The organism is Nonomuraea sp. NPDC050547, assembly GCF_044457345.1.
GTDB lineage: Bacteria > Actinomycetota > Actinomycetes > Streptosporangiales > Streptosporangiaceae > Nonomuraea.
Map to the genome: position 1 here is coordinate 94,925 of NZ_JBITGW010000026.1, position 18,581 is coordinate 113,505.

16 protein-coding genes are annotated in these 18,581 nt (G+C 71.2%); 6 read left to right on the top strand and 10 right to left on the bottom strand.

The features are described from left to right. Positions 1–60 precede the first annotated feature (60 nt). Positions 61–2,136 carry a hypothetical protein gene (locus ACIBHY_RS47805; protein ID WP_397310252.1) on the top strand — a complete coding sequence of 692 codons (2,076 nt, stop codon included), beginning with the start codon at positions 61–63 and terminating at the stop codon, positions 2,134–2,136. An 8-nt stretch (positions 2,137–2,144) separates the two neighbouring features. Here ACIBHY_RS47805 and ACIBHY_RS47810 read toward each other — a convergent pair whose 3' ends face one another. Next, on the bottom strand, positions 2,145–2,678 hold the full coding sequence (locus ACIBHY_RS47810) for an HIT family protein (RefSeq protein ID WP_397243742.1): 534 nt from the start codon (positions 2,676–2,678) through the stop codon (positions 2,145–2,147). Between the two features lie 63 nt (positions 2,679–2,741). Between ACIBHY_RS47810 and ACIBHY_RS47815 the strand changes: the two genes are divergently transcribed. Together ACIBHY_RS47815 and ACIBHY_RS47820 are read left to right on the top strand one after the other, a co-directional pair. Further along, positions 2,742–3,182, top strand: coding sequence for an Asp23/Gls24 family envelope stress response protein (locus ACIBHY_RS47815; RefSeq protein ID WP_397243740.1), 441 nt, complete (start codon positions 2,742–2,744; stop codon positions 3,180–3,182). Between the two features lie 320 nt (positions 3,183–3,502). After that, positions 3,503–4,222: a PIG-L deacetylase family protein gene (locus ACIBHY_RS47820; protein WP_397310253.1), complete on the top strand. Its 720-nt coding sequence runs from the start codon at positions 3,503–3,505 to the stop codon at positions 4,220–4,222. A 186-nt stretch (positions 4,223–4,408) separates the two neighbouring features. On the opposite strand, the gene ACIBHY_RS47825 is transcribed toward ACIBHY_RS47820, so the two are convergent. Further along, on the bottom strand, positions 4,409–5,134 hold the full coding sequence (locus tag ACIBHY_RS47825; protein WP_397243736.1) for a hypothetical protein: 726 nt from the start codon (positions 5,132–5,134) through the stop codon (positions 4,409–4,411). Continuing rightward, positions 5,121–5,636 (bottom strand): SigE family RNA polymerase sigma factor, encoded by a 516-nt coding sequence (locus ACIBHY_RS47830; RefSeq protein WP_397243734.1) that lies wholly within the window; start codon positions 5,634–5,636, stop codon positions 5,121–5,123. Before ACIBHY_RS47830 ends, ACIBHY_RS47825 begins: the two co-directional genes overlap by 14 nt. A 130-nt stretch (positions 5,637–5,766) precedes the next feature. Between ACIBHY_RS47830 and ACIBHY_RS47835 the strand changes: the two genes are divergently transcribed. After that, positions 5,767–6,675, top strand: coding sequence for a hypothetical protein (locus tag ACIBHY_RS47835; RefSeq protein WP_397310254.1), 909 nt, complete (start codon positions 5,767–5,769; stop codon positions 6,673–6,675). Between the two features lie 30 nt (positions 6,676–6,705). Here the strand turns inward: ACIBHY_RS47835 and ACIBHY_RS47840 are convergent, their stop codons facing one another. Next, on the bottom strand, positions 6,706–8,508 hold the full coding sequence (locus ACIBHY_RS47840) for a family 20 glycosylhydrolase (protein ID WP_397310255.1): 1,803 nt from the start codon (positions 8,506–8,508) through the stop codon (positions 6,706–6,708). Positions 8,509–8,631: 123 nt separating this feature from the next. On the opposite strand from ACIBHY_RS47840, the gene ACIBHY_RS47845 reads away from it, so the two are divergent. Next, on the top strand, positions 8,632–10,536 hold the full coding sequence (locus ACIBHY_RS47845) for a primary-amine oxidase (RefSeq protein ID WP_397310256.1): 1,905 nt from the start codon (positions 8,632–8,634) through the stop codon (positions 10,534–10,536). Here ACIBHY_RS47845 and ACIBHY_RS47850 read toward each other — a convergent pair whose 3' ends face one another. The 4 genes from ACIBHY_RS47850 to ACIBHY_RS47865 all read right to left on the bottom strand — a co-directional run bounded on the left by ACIBHY_RS47850 (position 10,537) and on the right by ACIBHY_RS47865 (position 14,662). Beyond that, positions 10,537–11,040, bottom strand: a complete 504-nt coding sequence (locus ACIBHY_RS47850) for a MarR family winged helix-turn-helix transcriptional regulator (protein WP_397310257.1) — start codon at positions 11,038–11,040, stop codon at positions 10,537–10,539. It lies immediately after the preceding gene. Beyond that, positions 11,037–13,001 (bottom strand): threonine--tRNA ligase, encoded by a 1,965-nt coding sequence (gene thrS / locus ACIBHY_RS47855; RefSeq protein ID WP_397243724.1) that lies wholly within the window; start codon positions 12,999–13,001, stop codon positions 11,037–11,039. The genes ACIBHY_RS47850 and thrS overlap by 4 nt, the downstream gene beginning before the upstream one ends. A 41-nt stretch (positions 13,002–13,042) precedes the next feature. Further along, on the bottom strand, positions 13,043–13,648 hold the full coding sequence (locus ACIBHY_RS47860) for a glycoside hydrolase family 25 protein (RefSeq protein ID WP_397243722.1): 606 nt from the start codon (positions 13,646–13,648) through the stop codon (positions 13,043–13,045). Between the two features lie 117 nt (positions 13,649–13,765). After that, positions 13,766–14,662: a TIGR03564 family F420-dependent LLM class oxidoreductase gene (locus ACIBHY_RS47865; RefSeq protein ID WP_397243720.1), complete on the bottom strand. Its 897-nt coding sequence runs from the start codon at positions 14,660–14,662 to the stop codon at positions 13,766–13,768. Between the two features lie 49 nt (positions 14,663–14,711). Here ACIBHY_RS47865 and pgm point away from each other — a divergent pair, with 49 nt between their 5' ends. Continuing rightward, positions 14,712–16,331, top strand: coding sequence for a phosphoglucomutase (alpha-D-glucose-1,6-bisphosphate-dependent) (pgm, locus tag ACIBHY_RS47870; protein WP_397310258.1), 1,620 nt, complete (start codon positions 14,712–14,714; stop codon positions 16,329–16,331). Here the strand turns inward: pgm and ACIBHY_RS47875 are convergent. Continuing rightward, on the bottom strand, positions 16,328–17,179 hold the full coding sequence (locus ACIBHY_RS47875) for a MerR family transcriptional regulator (RefSeq protein ID WP_397310259.1): 852 nt from the start codon (positions 17,177–17,179) through the stop codon (positions 16,328–16,330). The two genes, pgm and ACIBHY_RS47875, sit on opposite strands and share 4 nt — an antisense overlap. Positions 17,180–17,270: 91 nt before the next feature. Continuing rightward, complete coding sequence (locus tag ACIBHY_RS47880) at positions 17,271–18,455, bottom strand: hypothetical protein (RefSeq protein ID WP_397243714.1); 1,185 nt, start codon at positions 18,453–18,455, stop codon at positions 17,271–17,273. Between the last annotated feature and the right edge of the window lie 126 nt (positions 18,456–18,581).

The following is an 18,581-nucleotide window of genomic DNA, read 5'->3' on the forward strand; positions in this document are numbered from 1 at the left end:
TCCGGCGATGCGTGAGACTATGTCGTGCCACACACGGGCTCGACCGCGGGAGGACATACGGTGAGGCGGGCGCTGGTCATCGTGACCATGCTGATGGGTCAGCTGCTGCTGGCGGGGGCGTTCGCCCCCGCGGGGCTGGCGGCCCCACCTCCCGCCGCGCGGGTGGCGCTGATCGGGGTCCCCGGTCTGCACTGGAACGACATCACCCCGCAGGACACCCCCAACCTTTTCAGGCTCTCCCAGAGCAGCGCGATCGGGTCGATGTCCGTCCGGACCGTGGGCAGCGTCACCTGTCCCTACGACGGCTGGCTGACCGTCTCGGCGGGCATCCGCTCCGCCTCGGGCGGCAGCTGCGGCGCCCCGCCCGTGCCGGAGCAGCGCGGCGCCGGCGCGATCGTCCCCGGCTTCCGCTCCCTCATCGACGTGGGCGGGCAGAAGAACGCCGGCGCGCTGGGCGAGACCCTGAAGAAGGCCGGCACCTCCACGATCGCGATCGGCCCCGGGGCCGCGCTGGCGCTGGCCGACACCACCGGCGCGGTGCCCGTCTACCGCTCCTCGCCGCTACAGGTGAAGACGGCCGACCTGCAGAGCGCCCGGCTCGTCGCCATGGACGTCGACGACCTGATCCGCCCCTATCTGCCCGGCGGCCGCATCGCGCGGGTGCCCGACCTGCTCGGCGCCGAGGACCGCCGCAACGCCCTGCACCTGGCCGACGCCAAGGCCGAGGCGCTCCTGTCGATCCTCCCGCCCGGCACCACGGTGATGCTGGCGGGCGTCTCCGACCACGGCAGCGTCCCGCACCTGCGGGCGGCGATGCTGAGCGAGCCGGGCGCGCAGGGCCGCGCGCTGGGCGCCGCCTCCACCCGGCGCGACGACATCTCGATCCTGCCCGACCTGACCACCACCGTGCTGACCAAGCTGGGCGTGGCCGTACCGGCGACGATCATCGGGCAGCTGTGGGAGACGGGAGCCACGGGCGCGACCCCGCGGCACATGGCCGACGCCGACGAGAGCGCCCAGACCATGCGCTCGGTCAAGGGCCCCTACTTCACGGTCCTGGCCGTGCTGCAGGTCCTGTTCTACGTGCTCGCCTTCCTCCTGCTGCGCCGCCGCAAGGGCCTTTCCTGGGTACGGCTGGCCGCGGTCGCCCTGGCCGCGCTCCCGGTCACCTCGTTCCTGGTGAACCTGCTGCCGTGGTCGTCGCACGTGGAGCTGTTCGGCGGAATGGCCGCCTTTTGGGCCGCGCTGACCGTGCTGGCGCTGGCCGGCCCGTGGCGCCGCCACCCGCTGGGCCCGCTGGCCGTGGTCGCCGGCGTCACGGCGCTGACGCTCGCCGGCGACCTGCTGACCGGCACCACGCTGCAGCTCAACAGCTTCATGGGCTTCAGCGCCGAACAGGGCGCCCGCTACTACGGCCTCGGCAACATCCCGTTCGCGCTGCTGGCCACCGGCACGCTGCTGACCACGACCGTGATCGCCCACCGCTTCCCCGGCAAGATCGGGGCCGCCGTCGTGGCGGTGCTCGGCGCGTTCGCCATGGTGCTGGGCGGCTCGGGGCTCGGCAGCGACTTCGGCGGCGTCATCGCCTTCGTGCCCGGCATCGCGGTGACCGCCCTGCTCATCCTGGGCAAGCGGATCTCGGTGCTGAAGCTGGCGCTGTTCTGCGTGGCGGGCGGGCTGGCGGTCACGGCCTTCGCGGTCGCCAACTACCTGAGGCCGCCCAGCGAGCAGTCGCACCTCGGGCGCTTCGTCGGCCAGGTCCTGAACGGCGAGGCCGTCGAGGTGGTCTGGCGCAAGTTCGAGGCGATGATCAGCACGCTCATCAACCCGAACCTGGTGCCGATCGTGCTGGCCGCGCTGGGATTCCTCATCTACGCGATCCTGCGTCCCGAGAAGGCGTCCGCGGGCGTGGTGCCCGCCGCCTTCACCTACTCCCCCGCGCTGAAGGCCGGCCTGATCGGAACGCTGGTGAGCGGCGTGGTGGGCATGCTGGTCAACGACTCGGGGGCGGCGATCCTGTCGATGGCGCTGGCCATGGCGATCCCGTTGCTGCTGTCGGTGGGCATCGCCGTACTGCCGGGGACGCGCGAGCCCGTGAAGGACCCCGACGAGCACCTGGCCACCAGCGCCACCTGAGGCCGGTTTCAGGCGTCCCAGGCGCCGGCGAGCAGGTCGCGGGTGTCGCGCAGCATCTGCGGCAGGACCTTGGTCTGCGCGACGACGGGCATGAAGTTCGTGTCGCCGCCCCACCGGGGCACCACGTGCTGGTGCAGGTGGGCGGCGATGCCGGCCCCCGCGACGTGGCCGAGGTTCATGCCGACGTTGAAGCCCTGGGCGCCGCTGGCCTTGCGCAGGGCGCGCAGCGAACGCTGGGTGAAGTCACCGAGCTCCGCCGTCTCGGCCGGGTCGAGCTCGTCGTAGTCGGAGACGTGCCGGAACGGCACCACCATCAGGTGACCGGAGTTGTAGGGGTAGAGGTTCAGCACCGCGTACACGACGGTGCCGCGCGCCACGATCAGGCCGTCCTCGTCGCTCATCTTGGGGATCTCGCAGAACGGGCAGCCGTCGCCTGGACCGGATCCGGACGGCTTGTTCTCGCCCTTGATGTAGGCCATGCGATGGGGAGTCCACAGCCGCTGGAAGTTGTCGGGCTCCCCGGCCCCTGCCTGATCGTGCATAGGTAGCAGCATAGGCCCCCGGCTTACCGGACAACTGGGGCACATATCCGTCACAATCCCCCCATGAGCGAAGTATTAGCGGAACAGACGGAGCCCACGTCCACCCCCGCCGTCGTGAAGGGCCGGATCAAGGTAGCCGACGAGGTCGTGGAGAAGGTCGCCGCCCTGGCCGCCCTGGAAGTCGCCGGGGTGGCCGACATGGGCGGCGACCTGGCCAGGGCCTTCGAGTCGGTACGCGACCGGATCGGCATCGGCTCCCGCCGCGGCAACCAGGGCGTCAGCGCCGAGATCCAGGACCGGCAGGTGGCGGTCAACCTGGTGATCGTCGTGGAGTACGGCCACGTGGTCATGGAGGTCGCCGCCGAGGTCAAGACCAACGTGGCCCGCACGGTCAGCCGCATGCTCGGCATGCGCGTCACCGAAGTCAACGTCACCGTCGACGACGTCCGCCTCCCCGGCGAGCCCCGCCCCACCCCTCCCGACCCCGACGACCTTCCCGCCTGACCCTTTGCCTTCGTCTCCGCCCCGCTCCCCACCTTCTGATCTTTGGCCCCTATCTCCACCCCGCCGTAGGTGCTCTATCCCTCCCATCCGCTACGGCGTCCCTCTGTCCCGCCCATCCGTTACGGCAAGCCGCCCTGGCGCCTCCCGCCGACCATGGCCGGGCTCCGCCGGACCACGCTCCTCCGGTGATGACGCCGCGCCGCCGTAACGCGGCACGAAACCCCCGGCCGTGGCCAGTCGTCACCCGGAGCGTCGAACCCACCTGCGGGGTGGGCGGTCTTGGGTGCGCGGGGGCAGGGGCGGGCGTCTAAGGTGTGGGCATGGTTGATCAGCTTGAGCCCATGCCCGAGGACTGGACCCGCGCGCTCGCGATCGTCGCGCACCCCGACGACCTCGAGTACGGGTGCGCGTCGGCCGTGGCCACCTGGACCGACGAAGGCCGCGAGGTCGCGTACGTGATCGTGTCCAGCGGCGAGGCCGGGATCGACTCCATCGAACCGGCCAAGTCGGGCCCGCTGCGTGAGCGGGAGGAGCGGGCCAGCGCGGCCGTCGTCGGGGTGTCCAGCGTGGAGTTCCTGGGTTACCAGGACGGAGTGATCGAATACGGCCTCCCCCTGCGCCGGGACATCGCGGCCGCGATCCGCCGGCATCGTCCGGAACTGGTGATCACGCTCAACCCCGACGACACCTGGGGCGGCACGATCTGGAACACCCCCGACCACCGAGCCGTCGGCCGAGCGGTCCTGGACGCCGCCGGCGACGCCGGAAATCGATGGATCTTCCCGGACGCCGGCGAGCGCTGGGACGGCGTCCGCTGGGTGGCCATCAACGGCACCCCCGACCCCACCCACGCCGTCGACGTCACCACGGGCCTGGAGCGCGGAGTCGCCTCCCTCATGGAACACCGCGCCTACATCGAAGCCCTGACAGACGAGGACGTGGAGTCCTACGCCCGCTCGATCGTCGAGCGCTTTCCCAAGGAAAGCGCCCCCCAGTACGGCGACCGCCCCGCCGTCACCTTCCGCCTCTACCCCCGCTGACGATCCGACCGGCCACCAGGCCCGCGCTGCCCGGACGACCCCGCCGCTGGGTACAGGCGCCTGCCCTGGGTGATGCGGGCCCGCCGCAGGACGGTATCGGCAACGGCGGGTGTCCGGCCTTTCGTGTTGCGTCTCAGACCTGGCCGCCTCAGGCGGGTGGGACCGCGGTTCTGACGGCGGCGGCCGCTAGTCCGTCGAGGACAGCCCCTCAGCGATCTTGCGCAGCTCGCGGTTGACGGCCTCGGAGGTGCGCAGGTCCTTCGCGTAGACCGGGCTGAACATGATCTCGGCCCGCCGCCGCTCTCCCATGTTCAGGAAGAACGTGGGAGTGCCCTTCATCCCGTCCTCGCCGACGTTCGCCACGACCGCGTAACCGCCGCGGCCGCCGACGGTCACCTCCTGGCCCTCTCCCTCCTGCCGGTGAACGCTGATGCGGTCGTCGACCTCCAGTACGGCATCGCCTTCGTACACGAAGATCTGGACGCAGTAGAAGCCGTTCTTGTCGCCGTCGTAGTCGAAGGAGGTCGTGTACGCGTCGCCAAGGTCCAGAGACCAGCGATGCCACGTGAGGCCCTCAGGCAGGTAGCCCAGCCTGACGTGCCCGAATGCTCTTCCGTCGCCCAGGTCCCCGAGGCTCTTGCTCGTGGGCGTGGCCGAGGGTGGAAGATCGTCGATGGCGGGCGGGGCCGGTGTCTCGGTGACGATCGGCGCCGGCCCGGAGCCCGGAGCCACCGCCAGGTAGAAGGGAGTGGTGGCGACGACGGCCACCGTGGCGGCCAGCGCGGCGAGCGCGCCTCGTCTCCTCTTCCGCTTCGTGGATCGGATTACCCGCTCCCCGAGGTCGGGCGCGGCGTGCATGCTCGCCGTCTCCTCCGCCATGAGGTGGCGGATCTGGTCCTCAAGCGCGGGCATTGCCGATCACTCCTTCCAAGGATTCCTCGCCGAGCGCCGTACGCAACTTGGCCAGCGCCTTCGAGCTCTGGCTCTTGACCGTTCCGATCGTGCAGCCGAGCACCTCCGCCGTCTGGTGCTCGCTCAGGTCCTCCCAGTACCGCAGGACGACCACCGCGCGCTGCCGGGGCGGTAAGGCACGCAACGCGTCCATGAGCACCTGGCGCAGGTCGGTGTCGGATGTACGCACGGGGGTGTCCGGCGGCGTCCGCACGGGGATGATCCGCAGGATCGCCCGGCGCCGGGCCCTGCTGATGGCGGTGTTCACGATCACACGGCGTACGTAGGGTTCGGGGCTGTCGTGCCGCACCCTGTCCCAGTGCCTGAAGGTACGCTCCAGCGCCGTCTGCAGCAGATCCTCCGCCTCCAGCCGGTCCCCGCAGGCGAGGTAGGCGACCCGCAACAGGGTCGTGGCCCTCGCCGCCACGAACGCGCCGAAGTCATGTTCCGCGCTGCTGCTCACGGCTCTCTGTCCCTTTTCACGCCCCCTTATACGCCTCGGGCGCCCGTACAGTTGCCCGGATGTCGCAGGCAACCTCGCAGGGCGTCCAAGCGTATGTGGGGGCATCACCACGGAATCACGGAGGATGCATATGAAGCTGACGACCGTACCAGGGTGGCGGCTGACCGTCGCGGGGACCGGCCTGGCGGTTGCGGCCGCCGTGCTGCTCACGCTGCCGGGCGCGGCCAAGACGTCGCTCACGAGGCCGGTGGCCGCGTCAGGGCCGGAGGGCGCCTACTGGCACACCCGGATGTTGTCGCGTAGCACCGGCTTCCGCCAGGTCGGCAGCCGGGCGAACCCCTACTGGGTGGTTCAGCAGCGGCTCACCGAGAAGTGGCACACGGCGGACGGCAGGAGCTGGACCGGATACCGGGAACCGGGCGCGTACCCGAGGAGTGCGAAGGACCGCGAGGCATGGCGGCGCGACGGCTCGCCCGTCAAGTGGACTCGCGATCTGGCCGGCCAGACCGTGGTGCTGTCCACGCGGCCGACCAGGGGTCACGTCACCCCGGTACGCGGCCAGGGCGCGAACTTCTTCCTCGCCGGGCAGATTCTGACCTACGAGGAGGTACAGCGGCTGCCGGCCGACCCGGCCGCGCTGAAGGCCTGGCTGACGAAGGCCGCCCAGGCGTCGGAGGGCGGGCAGATCGACCCCTTCATCGCCGGCTCGCTGCCCGACCTGCTCCACCGCCTCCCGGCGCCGAAGGAGGTCCGCGCCGCGGCGTACCAGGTGCTGCTGACCATGCCCGGCGTGCACGTCGAGGGCGCGGCGCGCGATGACCTGGGCAGGAACGGCACCGCTCTGTCGATCAGCCGGCCACAGCCCACCGGCCCGAAGACCGAAGCGGGGAAGATCACCAGGAAGCTGATCGTGGACACCTCCACCATGATCCTGCTGTCGGACGAGTCCGCGGGTGCGCACCCGGGCGGGAGCGCTACCGATCTCGTCCTGCGGGCCGGCTGGACGGACACCGCTCCCGCAGTGCCCGCCCTGCCCTGAGCCGGACGAGGTCGTCACCAGCCGGCGGCGCTACTCGCTCCACCACTCGATCTCCAGGCCGCCGGGCGCGCCGAACGCCCGCAGGCACGCGTGAGCCTCACCGGCTTCGACGTCCAGCACGTTCCAGGTGGTGGTGGGCAGCCACTCGACCACCGCGAGATCCTCCCAGGGCCCATCGGGTGCGGGCGCTCCCTGGAACCTGGTCCCGCGCACCGCGTCCAGCGCCCGCCACACCGGCTCCGGCCACTTCCCGCCCACGGCCCGCGCGCCGGAGGGCACCGCGGGCCGGAAGCGCACACGCCGGACGCGGGCGGGCACGGTCGGCGCCACAACGGGCCATGCCTCGCCTGCCGGCCGCACCTCACCGACCGACCCCAAGCCGCTGGTCGGCCGTACCCCGCCGACCGGCCGCAACTCGCCGACAGGCCGTAGCTGCGCGCTTCCCGGGTACGGCAGCGCGTCCACCACGGCCAGGTAGTCGTCCACGTCGCCCAGCAGCGGCCCGCCCCACAACCGGTCGGCCAGGACGTCGAGCGCCCGGGTGGCGTACCAGTCGAAGTAGGCGTCGGACTGCTCCTCGGCCCAGTCGGCCCACACGCACAGCTGGTAGCCGGTGACCTGCGACGGCGTCCAGTCGTGGTAGAGGTGGCGCGGGTCGGCGGTGACGTAGTTGATGCCGGCGCGGTTGCCCGGGGCGGTGCGCGGGGTGACGTAGTGGCTGACGGCCGGGGCGGCGATCACGTCGTAGCCGTCGTCGGAGAAGGCGCGCACCTCGGCTTCGGTGTCCGGCCAGGCGGTGAGGCGGATGTCGCGGGCGGGGCTGATCCGGTGGGTGCCGCCGGAGGCGTACTCCCACCAGTTCCACATCTCCGGCCGCTTTCCATGATCCCGGACGACCTGGGCGAGCTCGTTGACGAAGGCGATGAGCGCGTCGCTGGGGCCGTGGTCCGGGTGGATCGAGCGAGCGTACGCCACCAGGGCGGGGGCGGCCGACAGGGCGGGCTCGACCGGCCATTCGTCGGCGCCGATGTGGATGGCGGGGGTGTCGAAGGCGGCGCAGAACGCGGCCAGCAGACCCTTGATCCACTCGCGGTTGGCGGGCCGGGTGATGTCCATGGTCCAGGCGTCGGTGGTGTGCCCGGTCCAGTGGGCGCCGTCGTTGAGGGCGGAGTCGGCCGGACGCAGTTCGGGGCGGCGGGCGATGAGGTGGGAGGCGTGGGCGGGCAGGTCGATCTCCGGCACCACCTCGACCCGCAGCGAACGGGCGTAGCCGATCAGCTCGGTCAGCTCGTCGAGGCTGTACGCGGGCTCGGTGGCCAGATCCTCATGGCCGGGCAGGCGGACGCGGAAGCCGTTCCACTCGGTGAGGTGGAGCTGGAGGCGGTTGTAGCCGAGCCAGGCGATCCGGCGCACGAAGCGGCGCAGGTAGGCGGGGTCCCAGTGACGGCGGCCGAGGTCGAGCATGACGCCGCGGACGGCGACCGCCGGGCCGTCGGCGATCGTGACCTTGGGCAGCTCCGGGCCGGACGGCAGCTCCGGGCCGGACAGCAGTTTCAGCACGGTCTGCAGGCCGTAGAAGGCACCGGCGGGGTCGGAGTACCGCACCCGGACCCGGTCGGCGATCTCCAGAACGTAGGACTGCGGCGCGAGCGCGGGGTCGGCGATGAGTTCGAGGTCGGCGCCGCGTTCGCGCTCGGGAAGGGGCAGCCCGGTCGCGGCGCGCAGTTCGGCGAGCAGCGGCCCGGCGCCGGGGCTGATCGTCGTGTGCGGGCCGAGGCGCAGGCGGGCGCCGTCGGCGCTCAGCCGGTGAGGGGTGGGAACGAGCGAGATCACACACTCTCCGTAGATCGGGATGCCGTGCGAATGACCTTAACCATCGTTTCCGGGCATCCAGCACTTCACCGGGAACATCATTTCGCGCACGATGGAAGTCCCCTCTGACGTAAGGAGTGCCTCATGACCGTGCACCCGCTTGCGATGATCACCGCTGACGAGGTCCACGCCGCGCGCCGCATCCTGGGTACGGCGGGGCACCTCGGCCCGGACGTGCGCTTCGCCTACCTCGGCCCGGAAGAACCCGCCAAGGCCGACCTGCTGGCCCACAACCCGGGCGACCTCGTGGACCGGCGCCTGCGCGTGCTGCTGCTCGACCGGGCCACCGGCGCCGCCTCCTCCCTGCTCGTCTCCGTCACCCGCGGCGTCGTGGACCACGTCGAGAAGCTCGACCCCGCCGTGTCCGGCCAGCCGCCCATCATGGTCGAGGAGTTCGAGGCGGTACAGCGCATCCTCGACACCGACCCCGGGTGGGGCAAGGCGCTGGCCAGGCGCGGCCTCACCCCGGACACCGTACGCGCCTGCCCGCTGTCGGCCGGCCACTACGCCTACCCGGAGGAGTCGGGCCGGCGCATCATCCGCAGCTTCGGCTTCCACCAGGACCACGAGCACGACCACCCGTGGGCCCACCCGGTCGACGGCCTGGTCGCCTACGTCGACCTCATCGCGGGCACGGTCATCAAGGTGATCGACGAGGAGCTGACCGAGGTACCGCGCGAGCCGGGCAACTTCCATGACCCCGACTACACCGGCCCCTCCCGCACCAGTCTCCGCCCCATCGAGATCACCCAGCCGGAGGGCCCGAGCTTCACCGTCGAGGACGGGCTCGTGCACTGGGAGAACTGGAGCCTGCGCATCGGCTTCAACGTGCGCGAGGGCCTCACGCTGCACCAGATCAGCTTCCGCGACCAGGGACGCGACCGGCCGGTCGTGCACCGCGCCTCGATCGCCGAGATGGTCGTCCCCTACGCCGACCCGTCACCGGTGCGGTTCTGGCAGAACTACTTCGACCAGGGCGAGTACCTGTTCGGCCGCTTCACCAACTCCCTCGAACTGGGCTGCGACTGCCTCGGCGAGATCCACTACACCGACGTCGTCGTCGCCGACGAGCAGGGCGAGCCCGCCACGATCCGCAACGCGATCTGCATGCACGAAGAGGACTACGGCGTGCTGTGGAAGCACTCCGACATGTTCGCCGGCTCGAACGAGACCCGCCGCCAGCGCCGCCTGGTGATCTCCTTCTTCACCACCGTCGGCAACTACGACTACGGCTTCTACTGGTACCTCTACCTCGACGGCACCATCGGCTGCGAGTGCAAGGCCACCGGCGTGCTGTTCACCTCCGCCTACCCGCCCGAGGGCCGCGAGTACGCCGCCCAGGTCGCCCCCGGCCTGGCCGCCCCCTTCCACCAGCACCTGTTCTCCGCCCGGCTGGACATGGCGGTCGACGGCCACACCAACGCGGTGGACGAGATCGACGCCGTGAGCGTGCCGATCGGCGAGGGCAACCCGTACGGCAACGCCTTCGCCCGCCAGGTCACCCGCCTGGCCACGGAGAGCCAGGCCCAGCGCCTGGCCGACCCGTCGCGCGGCCGCGTCTGGCAGGTCGTCAACCCGCGGGTCACCAACCGTCTGGGCGCGCCGGTCGGCTACACCCTCATCCCGGAGCCCCGCCCGACGCTGCTGGCCGACCCGGCCTCCTCCATCGCCGCCCGCGCCGCCTTCGCCACCCGCCACCTGTGGGTCACCCGGCACGCCGACGACGAGCGTTTCCCGGCCGGCGACCTGATCAACCAGCATCCGGGCGGCGGCGGCCTGCCCGCCTGGACCGCCGCCGACCGGAGCCTGGACGGCGAGGACATCGTGCTGTGGCACACCTTCGGCGTGACGCATTTCCCGCGCACCGAGGACTGGCCGGTCATGCCGGTGGACCACATCGGGTTCTCGCTCAAGCCGACCGGCTTCTTCGACCGCAACCCGACGCTGGACGTGCCGCGCTCGACCGGCGGCCACTGCCACCCGCAGTGATCAGCCGAGTTGCTCGTCCATGGCGGCGCGCATCCCGGCCAGGAACGTCTCGACGTGGTGGAGCTGCTCCTGGGTGTAGCGGCCCAGGAGCTGCTCCTGCCGCTGGACGATCGGGCCGAAGAACTCCTCGGCCAGTTCCTTGGCCCGCGCCCGCGCGTAGAGGGTGACGACGCGCCGGTCGGCGTGCTCGCGCACCCGGGAGACGTAGCCGTGCTCTTCCAGCCGGTTGACCAGCGCCGTCATCGCGCCCGACGACAGCGCGACGCGCTTGCCGAGCTGGGCGGGCGACAGCGGCGCGCCCTCCGACTCGGCCTTGGCGATCTCCATCAGGGCGAAGGCGTCGGTGAGGTGGATGCCGAGCCGGTCGGCGAAGCGGCGCCCGAGCTCGTTGAAGCTGGCCCCGTAGGCCCGCAGCTCCTCCGCCAGCCGCGTGTGCTGCGCCATGGCGGCCTCGCGCGCCCGCTCCTCCATCCGGTCGTCTCCCGCCTGGCCCCGGCGCGTCACACCTGGATGCGGCGCTCCACCGCGTCGACGATCTCGGCGACGGCCACGTCGACGGGGACGCCGTTCTTCTGCTCGCCGCTGCGGTAGCGGAAGGAGACCGCGCCGGCCGCGATGTCCTCGTCACCGGCCAGCAGCATGAACGGCACCTTGGCCTTCTGCGCGTTTCTGATCTTCTTCTGCATGCGGTCGTCGGCGCTGTCGACCTCGACCCGGATGCCGCGCTCGCGCAGCTTCTTGGCCACGTCCTGCAGGTAGGCGACGTGCGCCTCGGCGATCGGGATGCCGACCGCCTGGACCGGCGACAGCCACGCGGGGAAGGCGCCCGCGTAGTGCTCGACGAGCACGCCCATGAACCGCTCGACCGACCCGAACAGCGCCCGGTGGATCATGACCGGCGTCTGCCGCGAACCGTCGGCGGCCTGGTACTCAAGGCCGAAGCGCTTGGGCTGGTTGAAGTCGAGCTGGATGGTCGACAGCTGCCAGGTACGCCCGATGGCGTCCTTGGCCTGCACCGAGATCTTGGGGCCGTAGAAGGCGGCGCCACCGGGGTCGGCCACGAGCTCGAGGCCGGACTCCTCGGCCGCCTGGCGCAGCGACTCGGTGGCCTCGTCCCAGTCGGCCTGCTCGCCGATGAACTTGTCGGAGTCGTCGCGGGTGGACAGCTCCAGGTAGAACTCCTCCAGGCCGAAGTCGCGCAGCACACTCAGCACGAAAGCCAGCAGCGACTTGATCTCATCGCCCATCTGCTCCTTGGTGGTGTAGATGTGCGAGTCGTCCTGCGTCATGCCGCGTACGCGGGTCAGGCCGTGGACCACACCGGACTTCTCATACCGGTAGACCGAGCCGAACTCGCACAGCCGCAGCGGCAGCTCCCGGTAGGAACGCCCGCGCGCCCGGAAGATCAGGTTGTGCATCGGGCAGTTCATCGGCTTGACGCGGTACTCGGTGCCGTCGAGCTCGAAGGGCGGGAACATGTCCTCGCCGTACCACGGCAGGTGCCCGGAGGTCTCGAACAGCGACGACTTGGTCAGATGCGGCGTGTTGACGAACTCGTAGCCCGCCTCCAGCTGCCGCCTGCGCATGTAGTCTTCCATCTCCTTGCGGATGATCCCGCCCTTGGGATGGAAGACCGGCAGCCCGGAGCCGAGCTCCGGCGGGAAGCTGAACAGGTCGAGCTCGGCGCCGAGACGCCGGTGGTCGCGCTTCTCGGCCTCCTCCAGCAGCTTGAGGTATTCGTCCTGCTTGTCGCGGGACTCCCAGGCGGTGCCGTAGATGCGCTGGAGCTGCGGGTTCTTCTCGCTGCCCCGCCAGTAGGCGCCGCCGGTGCGCATGAGCTTGAAGGCCGGGATCGACCTGGTGGAGGGCACGTGCGGCCCGCGGCACAGGTCCTTCCAGCACAGCTCGCCCGTCTTGGGGTCGAGGTTGTCGTAGATGGTCAGCTCCGCGCCGCCGACCTCGACGCTCTCCTCGTCGGCCGCCCCGCCTTTGAGCCCGATGAGCTCCAGCTTGTACGGCTCCGCAGCCAGCTCGGCCCGCGCGTCGTCGTCGGAGACCACGCGGCGCGAGAACAGCTGCCCCTGCTTGACGATCTCCCGCATGCGCTTCTCCACGCGCTTGAGGTCGTCGGGGTGGAAGGCCTGCGGGACGTCGAAGTCGTAGTAGAAGCCGTTCTCGACCGGCGGGCCGATGCCCAGCTTGGCCTCGGGGAACAGCTCCTGAACCGCCTGCGCCATGACGTGCGCGGCAGAGTGGCGGACGATGGCCCGCCCGTCGGCGCTGCCGGCCTCGACCGGCTCGACCACGTCGCCGGGGACCGCGTGCGCGGCCAGGTCGCGCAGCTCGCCGTTGACCCGGGCGGCGACGACCGTGCGGCCGTCGGCCTCCAGCGCGTCGCCGTACGTCGTGCCGGCCGCGACCACACGCTCGGCTCCGGCGAGGGTGATGCGTAGCTCGGCTGACACGGTGACTCCCTTGGATGGCGGTGAAACGGGTGCACCGCATGCTATCGCGGGTCGAAGCCCAGCCTGGTCAGCTCCTCCCGGCTGCCGTGGAAGACGTTACGGTCGAGCGGGCTGTTGGAGTGCTGGTGAATCGTCCACGCGGTCCACGGTCCCGGCACGATCGGCCGGCCGCGCGGCTGCTGGGGCGAGGCGATCCACAGGGGGTACTCGCCCAGGCCCGCGCAGTTGCCCGACTTGGCGAACCACAGGAAGGTGTAGATGAACGGCCGCACGCCCGCCTCGCGCTCGATGAAGCGGCACCAGCGGCGCGCGTAACGGGCCACCCGGTCGGGCGGCAGCCCGTCGTTGGTCTCCAGGTCGAGGGCGATCAGGTCGCCCCTGCGCAGGCCGCCGGCGGCCTGGACGGTGCGCAGGAAGTGCCGGGCGTGCTCGGCCGGATCGCCTTTGGGCCGCCCGAAGTGGTAGGCGCCGCTGACGATCCAGCTTTCGCGCATGCCGTTCCAGTTGCGGCGGAAGAACCGGTCGCTCCAGTCTCCGCCCTCGGTGGCCTTGGCGAAGGCGAAGGCGACGCCGGACTTGGCGTGCGCGCCCCAGTCCACCGCCCCCTGCCAGTTGGACACGTCGATGCCATGCAGCAAGCGCTTCACCGCGCCCCTTTCGTCGGCGCGGCGAAGCTTGTCCTGCTCTGCCCGCCGTTTCGCCCGCTCACCTTGCCGGATCTTATTGAGCCATCCTCCGGCCGGCCCCGCGCCGCGCCGTACGCCCTATTGAACTAGGCCCTTGAGGAACTGTCGCGTACGTTCCCGCCCGGAGTACTCCGAGGCGACGAAGTCGGTGACGCCCGCCTCGGCGAGCCGCTCGATCTGGGCGCGGACGGAGTCCTCGTCGCCGACCACCGCCACGTCGCCGGGGCCGCCGGCGCCCTCCTTGTCGAGCATCGCCCGGTAGGAGGGCAGCTCGCCGTACCCCGAGAAGACCTCTTCGGCGCGCGCCCGCGCGGCGGCGGGGTCGTCGGTGACGCAGACGGGCAGGGCGCAGACGATGCGCGGCGCGGGACGTCCGGCCTCCTCGGCGGCGGCGGTCACGGCCGGCGCGATGTGCTCGGCGACGGCCTTGGGGCCGGTCATCCACAGGACGGTGCCGTCGGCCACGGCGCCGGCCAGGTGGAGCATGCGCGGGGCCAGGGCGGCGATGAGGACCGGCAGGCCACGCCCGGGGGTGCTCAGGCGCACGTCGGCCTTGAGCGTCTCGCCCTGGAAGCTGACCTCGCCCTCGCGCACCAGCGGCAGCAGCGCCGACAGGTACTCGCTCATGTGGCGGGCGGGCTTGTCGAAGCTGTAGCCGTACACGTTCTCGATGACGATCTTGTGCGACAGGCCGATGCCCAGCGCGAGGCGGCCGCCGAGCGCGGCGTTGGCGGTCAGCGCCTGCTGGGCGAGGACGGCCGGGTGGCGCGGGTAGGTCGGCACGACGGCGGTGCCGAGTTCGATGCCGGGCGCCGCGCCGCCCGCGGCGGCCAGGGCGGTCAGCGCGTCGAGGCCGAAGATGTTGGACAGCCAGGCCGAGGCGAAGCCGTCGGCGGCTACGCCGGCCAGGCGTTCGCGCAGCTCGGCGATGGGGTCATCGCCCCGGGGCTCATTGAGGAACAGTCCGATCCGCATCGCTACCGAACTCCATTCTAGTTTTTCCGACCATCATAGGCTTGCTTCCATGACCCATGATCGCGCAGGACAACCCGCTCGGCCGGACGACCTGGTCGACGTCTCCCGGCTGGTCACCGCCTACTACGCCCTGCATCCGGATCCCGGCGATCCCGGTCAGCGCGTGGCGTTCGGCACCTCGGGGCATCGCGGGTCGGCGCTGAAGAGCGCGTTCAACGAAGATCACATCCTGGCGACCAGCCAGGCCATCTGCGAGTACCGGGCGGCGCAGGGCGTGTCGGGGCCGCTGTTCCTCGGCATCGACACGCACGCGCTGTCCGAGCCCGCCCGGGTCTCCGCGCTGGAGGTGTTCGCCGCCAACCAGGTCGAGGTGCGCATCGACAGCCGCGACGGCTACACGCCGACGCCCGCCGTCTCCCACGCCATCCTCACCCACCCGGGCTCCGACGGGGTCGTGGTCACGCCGTCGCACAACCCGCCCGCCGACGGGGGCTTCAAGTACAACCCGCCCAACGGCGGTCCCGCCGGCACCGACGCCACCGGGTGGGTCCAGGAGCGGGCCAACGCGCTGCTCGCCGCGGGTCTCAAGGGAGTACGGCGGGTGCCGTACACCCGAGCCCTTGAGGCGGAGACGACACGCCGGCACGACTTCATGGGCGCGTACGTGAACGACCTGCCCTCGGTCCTCGACCTCGACGCCATCCGCGGCGCGGGCGTGCGCATCGGCGCCGACCCGCTCGGCGGGGCGAGCGTCGCCTACTGGGCCGAGATCGCCGAACGGCACCGGCTCGACCTGACCGTGGTCAACCCGCTCGTCGACCCGACCTGGCGCTTCATGACCCTCGACTGGGACGGCAAGATCCGCATGGACTGCTCCTCCCCCTACGCGATGGCCTCCCTGATCGACAACCGCTCCCGCTACGACATCTCCACCGGCAACGACGCCGACGCCGACCGGCACGGCGTCGTGACGCCGGACGGGGGGCTGCTCAACCCGAACCACTACCTCGCCGTCGCCATCTCCTACCTGTACGAGCACCGCACCGGCTGGCCGGGCGAGGCCGGGGTCGGCAAGACCATGGTCAGCAGCAGCATGATCGACCGGGTCACGGAGTCGCTGGGACGCCGACTGGTGGAGGTGCCGGTCGGGTTCAAGTGGTTCGTACCGGGGCTGCTGGACGGCTCGCTCGGGTTCGGCGGGGAGGAGAGCGCTGGGGCGTCGTTCCTGCGGCGGGACGGCTCGGTGTGGACGACCGACAAGGACGGGCTCATCCTGGCGTTGCTGGCCGCCGAGATCCTGGCCGTGACCGGGTCCTCGCCCAGCGAGCACTACACCAAGCTGACCGAGCGCTTCGGCGCGCCCGCCTACGCCCGGGTGGACGCGCCCGCGACCCGCGAGGAGAAGGCGGTGCTGGGCAGGCTGTCGGCCTCGCAGATCACCGCCCGCACCCTGGCCGGCGACCCCATCACGGCGGTCCAGACCGAGGCGCCGGGCAACGGTTCGGCGCTGGGCGGGGTGAAGGTGTCCACCGGCCACGCCTGGTTCGCCGCCCGCCCTTCCGGAACCGAGGACGTCTACAAGATCTACGCCGAGTCCTTCAAGGGCCCCGACCACCTGGCCGAGGTCCAGGAGGAGGCCAGAGCAGTGGTCTCCGCCGCCCTGACCTAGGTCGTGTCCGAGGAAGCGGCGAGTTCTCCGGCCAGTTCCATGCAGCGCAGGCGGGCCGGGGAGAAGTCGTAGGGCATCCTGCCGAGGGCCTCGAACGCGCTCATGGACTTGTGCCCGGCCTCATCAGCGGTGGCGGGGTGCGAAGCGTCCCAGGAGCCGAAGAGCGCCTCGTCGTCCTCCGCCAGGCCGGAGTCCTCGATGACGGCCCGCAGCGCCTGTTCGAAGGCGTGCCGTTCGGCGGCCACCCGGGCCACGCGGGGGTCGTCGACGGCGACCGTGTCATCGAGTGCCTCCTCGGCGGCGTCGACACGGTCGGAGTCCTCGCGCAGATCCGGGTGGGTGGCCAGCGTGATGAAACGGGTGGCCTGGACGGCCGCGCCGAGTGGGCCGAAGATCCGCTCGGTGACCAGCAGGCTGTCCAGGTCCGCCTGGCGCAGGGAGCCCTCGGGCAGGCTCTTGAGCCGGCCGGTGACGAAGCCGGAGAGCAGACCCGTCCTGCTGCCCTCGGTACGCATGCGCCGCACGGCGGTCCGTTGCCGCCGCAGTTCCGCTTCCTGGGCGACGAGGGCTTCCTCCAGCCGCTCCAGGACGCTCGCGATGCCGTCGTCGCCGCCGGCGAAGGCGGCACGGATGTCGTCCAGGGCGATCCCGGCGTCGGCCATCTTGCGGATCCACAGCAGCCGGATCATGTCGTCGTAGCCGTAGCGGCGGCGATCGTCGCCGCCCCGCACGGGCTCGGGGAGCAGGCCGATCTCGTGGTAGTGACGGATCGCCCGCGGTGTGGTGCCGGCGAAGGCCGCCGCGTCGCCGATCTTGACCTGACGCGGCGGGACGAAGGACGAGTACATGAAGCGGGAGCCTTCCTCAGTGGGGCGGGACGCAGGTCCACAGGACCACATACCGCTGCGGAAGGTGCAACCCACGACACCCCGCCCGAGGTCAGGGGGTGTTGGTGAGGATGCGGTCGTCGTCCTTGACCGCGGGGAAGGAGCCGGTGTCGACGATGCCGTGCTCCTGGTACAGGGCCTCGATGATGGCGTGCGCCTGCGGTTCGAGCTTCCACAGGGCGCGCCACTCCCGGGCCGTGCCCACCGCGATGCCGACCTCCTGCGCGATGTCCACGGTGCGCGGCACGATGCGCTTTTCGATCTGCCGGTCCCAGTACCGCCGGGCGGCGCGCATCAGCCGTGCCCGCTCGGCCGTGTCGAGCACCTGCGGCGTCGCGTCGAACACGTCGTCGTCCTCGTCGTCGTGCAGCTGGGTCAGCGCGGGCGGCAGCGCGCGGGCGGGCACCGGCTGGTGGTCGTGCTCCGGCTCCCACGGCACCCGCGGGTCGGCGTCGACGAGCTTGGAGGTGTTGTACAGGGCGGCGATCTGGGCCAGCAGCGCCTCCTGACGCTGCGGGTCGACGGCCAGGCCGGTGTGCTCGACGGCCTGGTCCATGGCCTTGTCGAGCTTGGCCAGCGCGGCGCGTACCTTCCGCTCGGAGCCTCCGCCCTCGCGCAGCGCCTTGGCCCGTTTGGCGGCCAGCGCGACGCGGGTCAGGCGGCGGTGGGCGTCGACCTCGCTGGCGGTGCGGTCGCTGACCTCGGCCAGGCCCATGCGCACCAGCAGCCGCTCGGGGGTGAGGCGCCAGTTGATGCGGCCGGTGCCGCGGATGCGGTGCCGTTCGATGGCCATGCCGCGCTCCCACAGCCAGGCCGCGACGAGCGGCGCGGCCAGGCGGAAGATCGCCTCGGGCAGGCTGCGCGCGTCCATGCTGGACAGCACCGCGGTCAGGCAGGTCAGCGCCCATACGGCGATGCCGTCGATGCCCGCGGAGAAGTTCTCGCGCATGTTGCGCCTGGCCCGCACCGCCGAGGTGATGATCGCGACCTCGATGAAGGCGAACAGCAGGAATCGCAGCGGCCCGTCGAGCCCGAGTACGTCGCCGGAGAAGCGCCACATGCCCTGCGCCGACACGCCCGTGGCGATGCACGCGGCCACGACCGTGAGGACGTCCTCGATCGGCCGTGGCGAGACGTAGCGGCTGAACAACCACGCTCCCGCCCGCCAGCCGATCTTGATGAGCATGAAGGCCAGCGCGAGCACGATCAGTCCCAGCACGGAGATGATCACGGTCACGACCGGCTTTTCCGCGACAAAAGCGGCGATTTCCTCAAATGGGGGCATCAGTCACTGTCCGTCAGGTTGGATGTCCGACTGTATACAGCGAGATCATCGCAGAATGTCGCCCTCTTGTACGCCAAA

Coding starts and splice junctions, on each gene's coding strand:
- ACIBHY_RS47810 (WP_397243742.1), bottom strand. CDS start 2,678: ATGCACGATCAGGCAGGGGCCGGGGAGCCCGACAACTTCCAGCGGCTG.
- ACIBHY_RS47815 (WP_397243740.1), top strand. CDS start 2,742: ATGAGCGAAGTATTAGCGGAACAGACGGAGCCCACGTCCACCCCCGCC.
- ACIBHY_RS47820 (WP_397310253.1), top strand. CDS start 3,503: ATGGTTGATCAGCTTGAGCCCATGCCCGAGGACTGGACCCGCGCGCTC.
- ACIBHY_RS47825 (WP_397243736.1), bottom strand. CDS start 5,134: ATGCCCGCGCTTGAGGACCAGATCCGCCACCTCATGGCGGAGGAGACG.
- ACIBHY_RS47835 (WP_397310254.1), top strand. CDS start 5,767: ATGAAGCTGACGACCGTACCAGGGTGGCGGCTGACCGTCGCGGGGACC.
- ACIBHY_RS47845 (WP_397310256.1), top strand. CDS start 8,632: ATGACCGTGCACCCGCTTGCGATGATCACCGCTGACGAGGTCCACGCC.
- ACIBHY_RS47865 (WP_397243720.1), bottom strand. CDS start 14,662: ATGCGGATCGGACTGTTCCTCAATGAGCCCCGGGGCGATGACCCCATC.
- pgm (WP_397310258.1), top strand. CDS start 14,712: ATGACCCATGATCGCGCAGGACAACCCGCTCGGCCGGACGACCTGGTC.
- ACIBHY_RS47875 (WP_397310259.1), bottom strand. CDS start 17,179: ATGTACTCGTCCTTCGTCCCGCCGCGTCAGGTCAAGATCGGCGACGCG.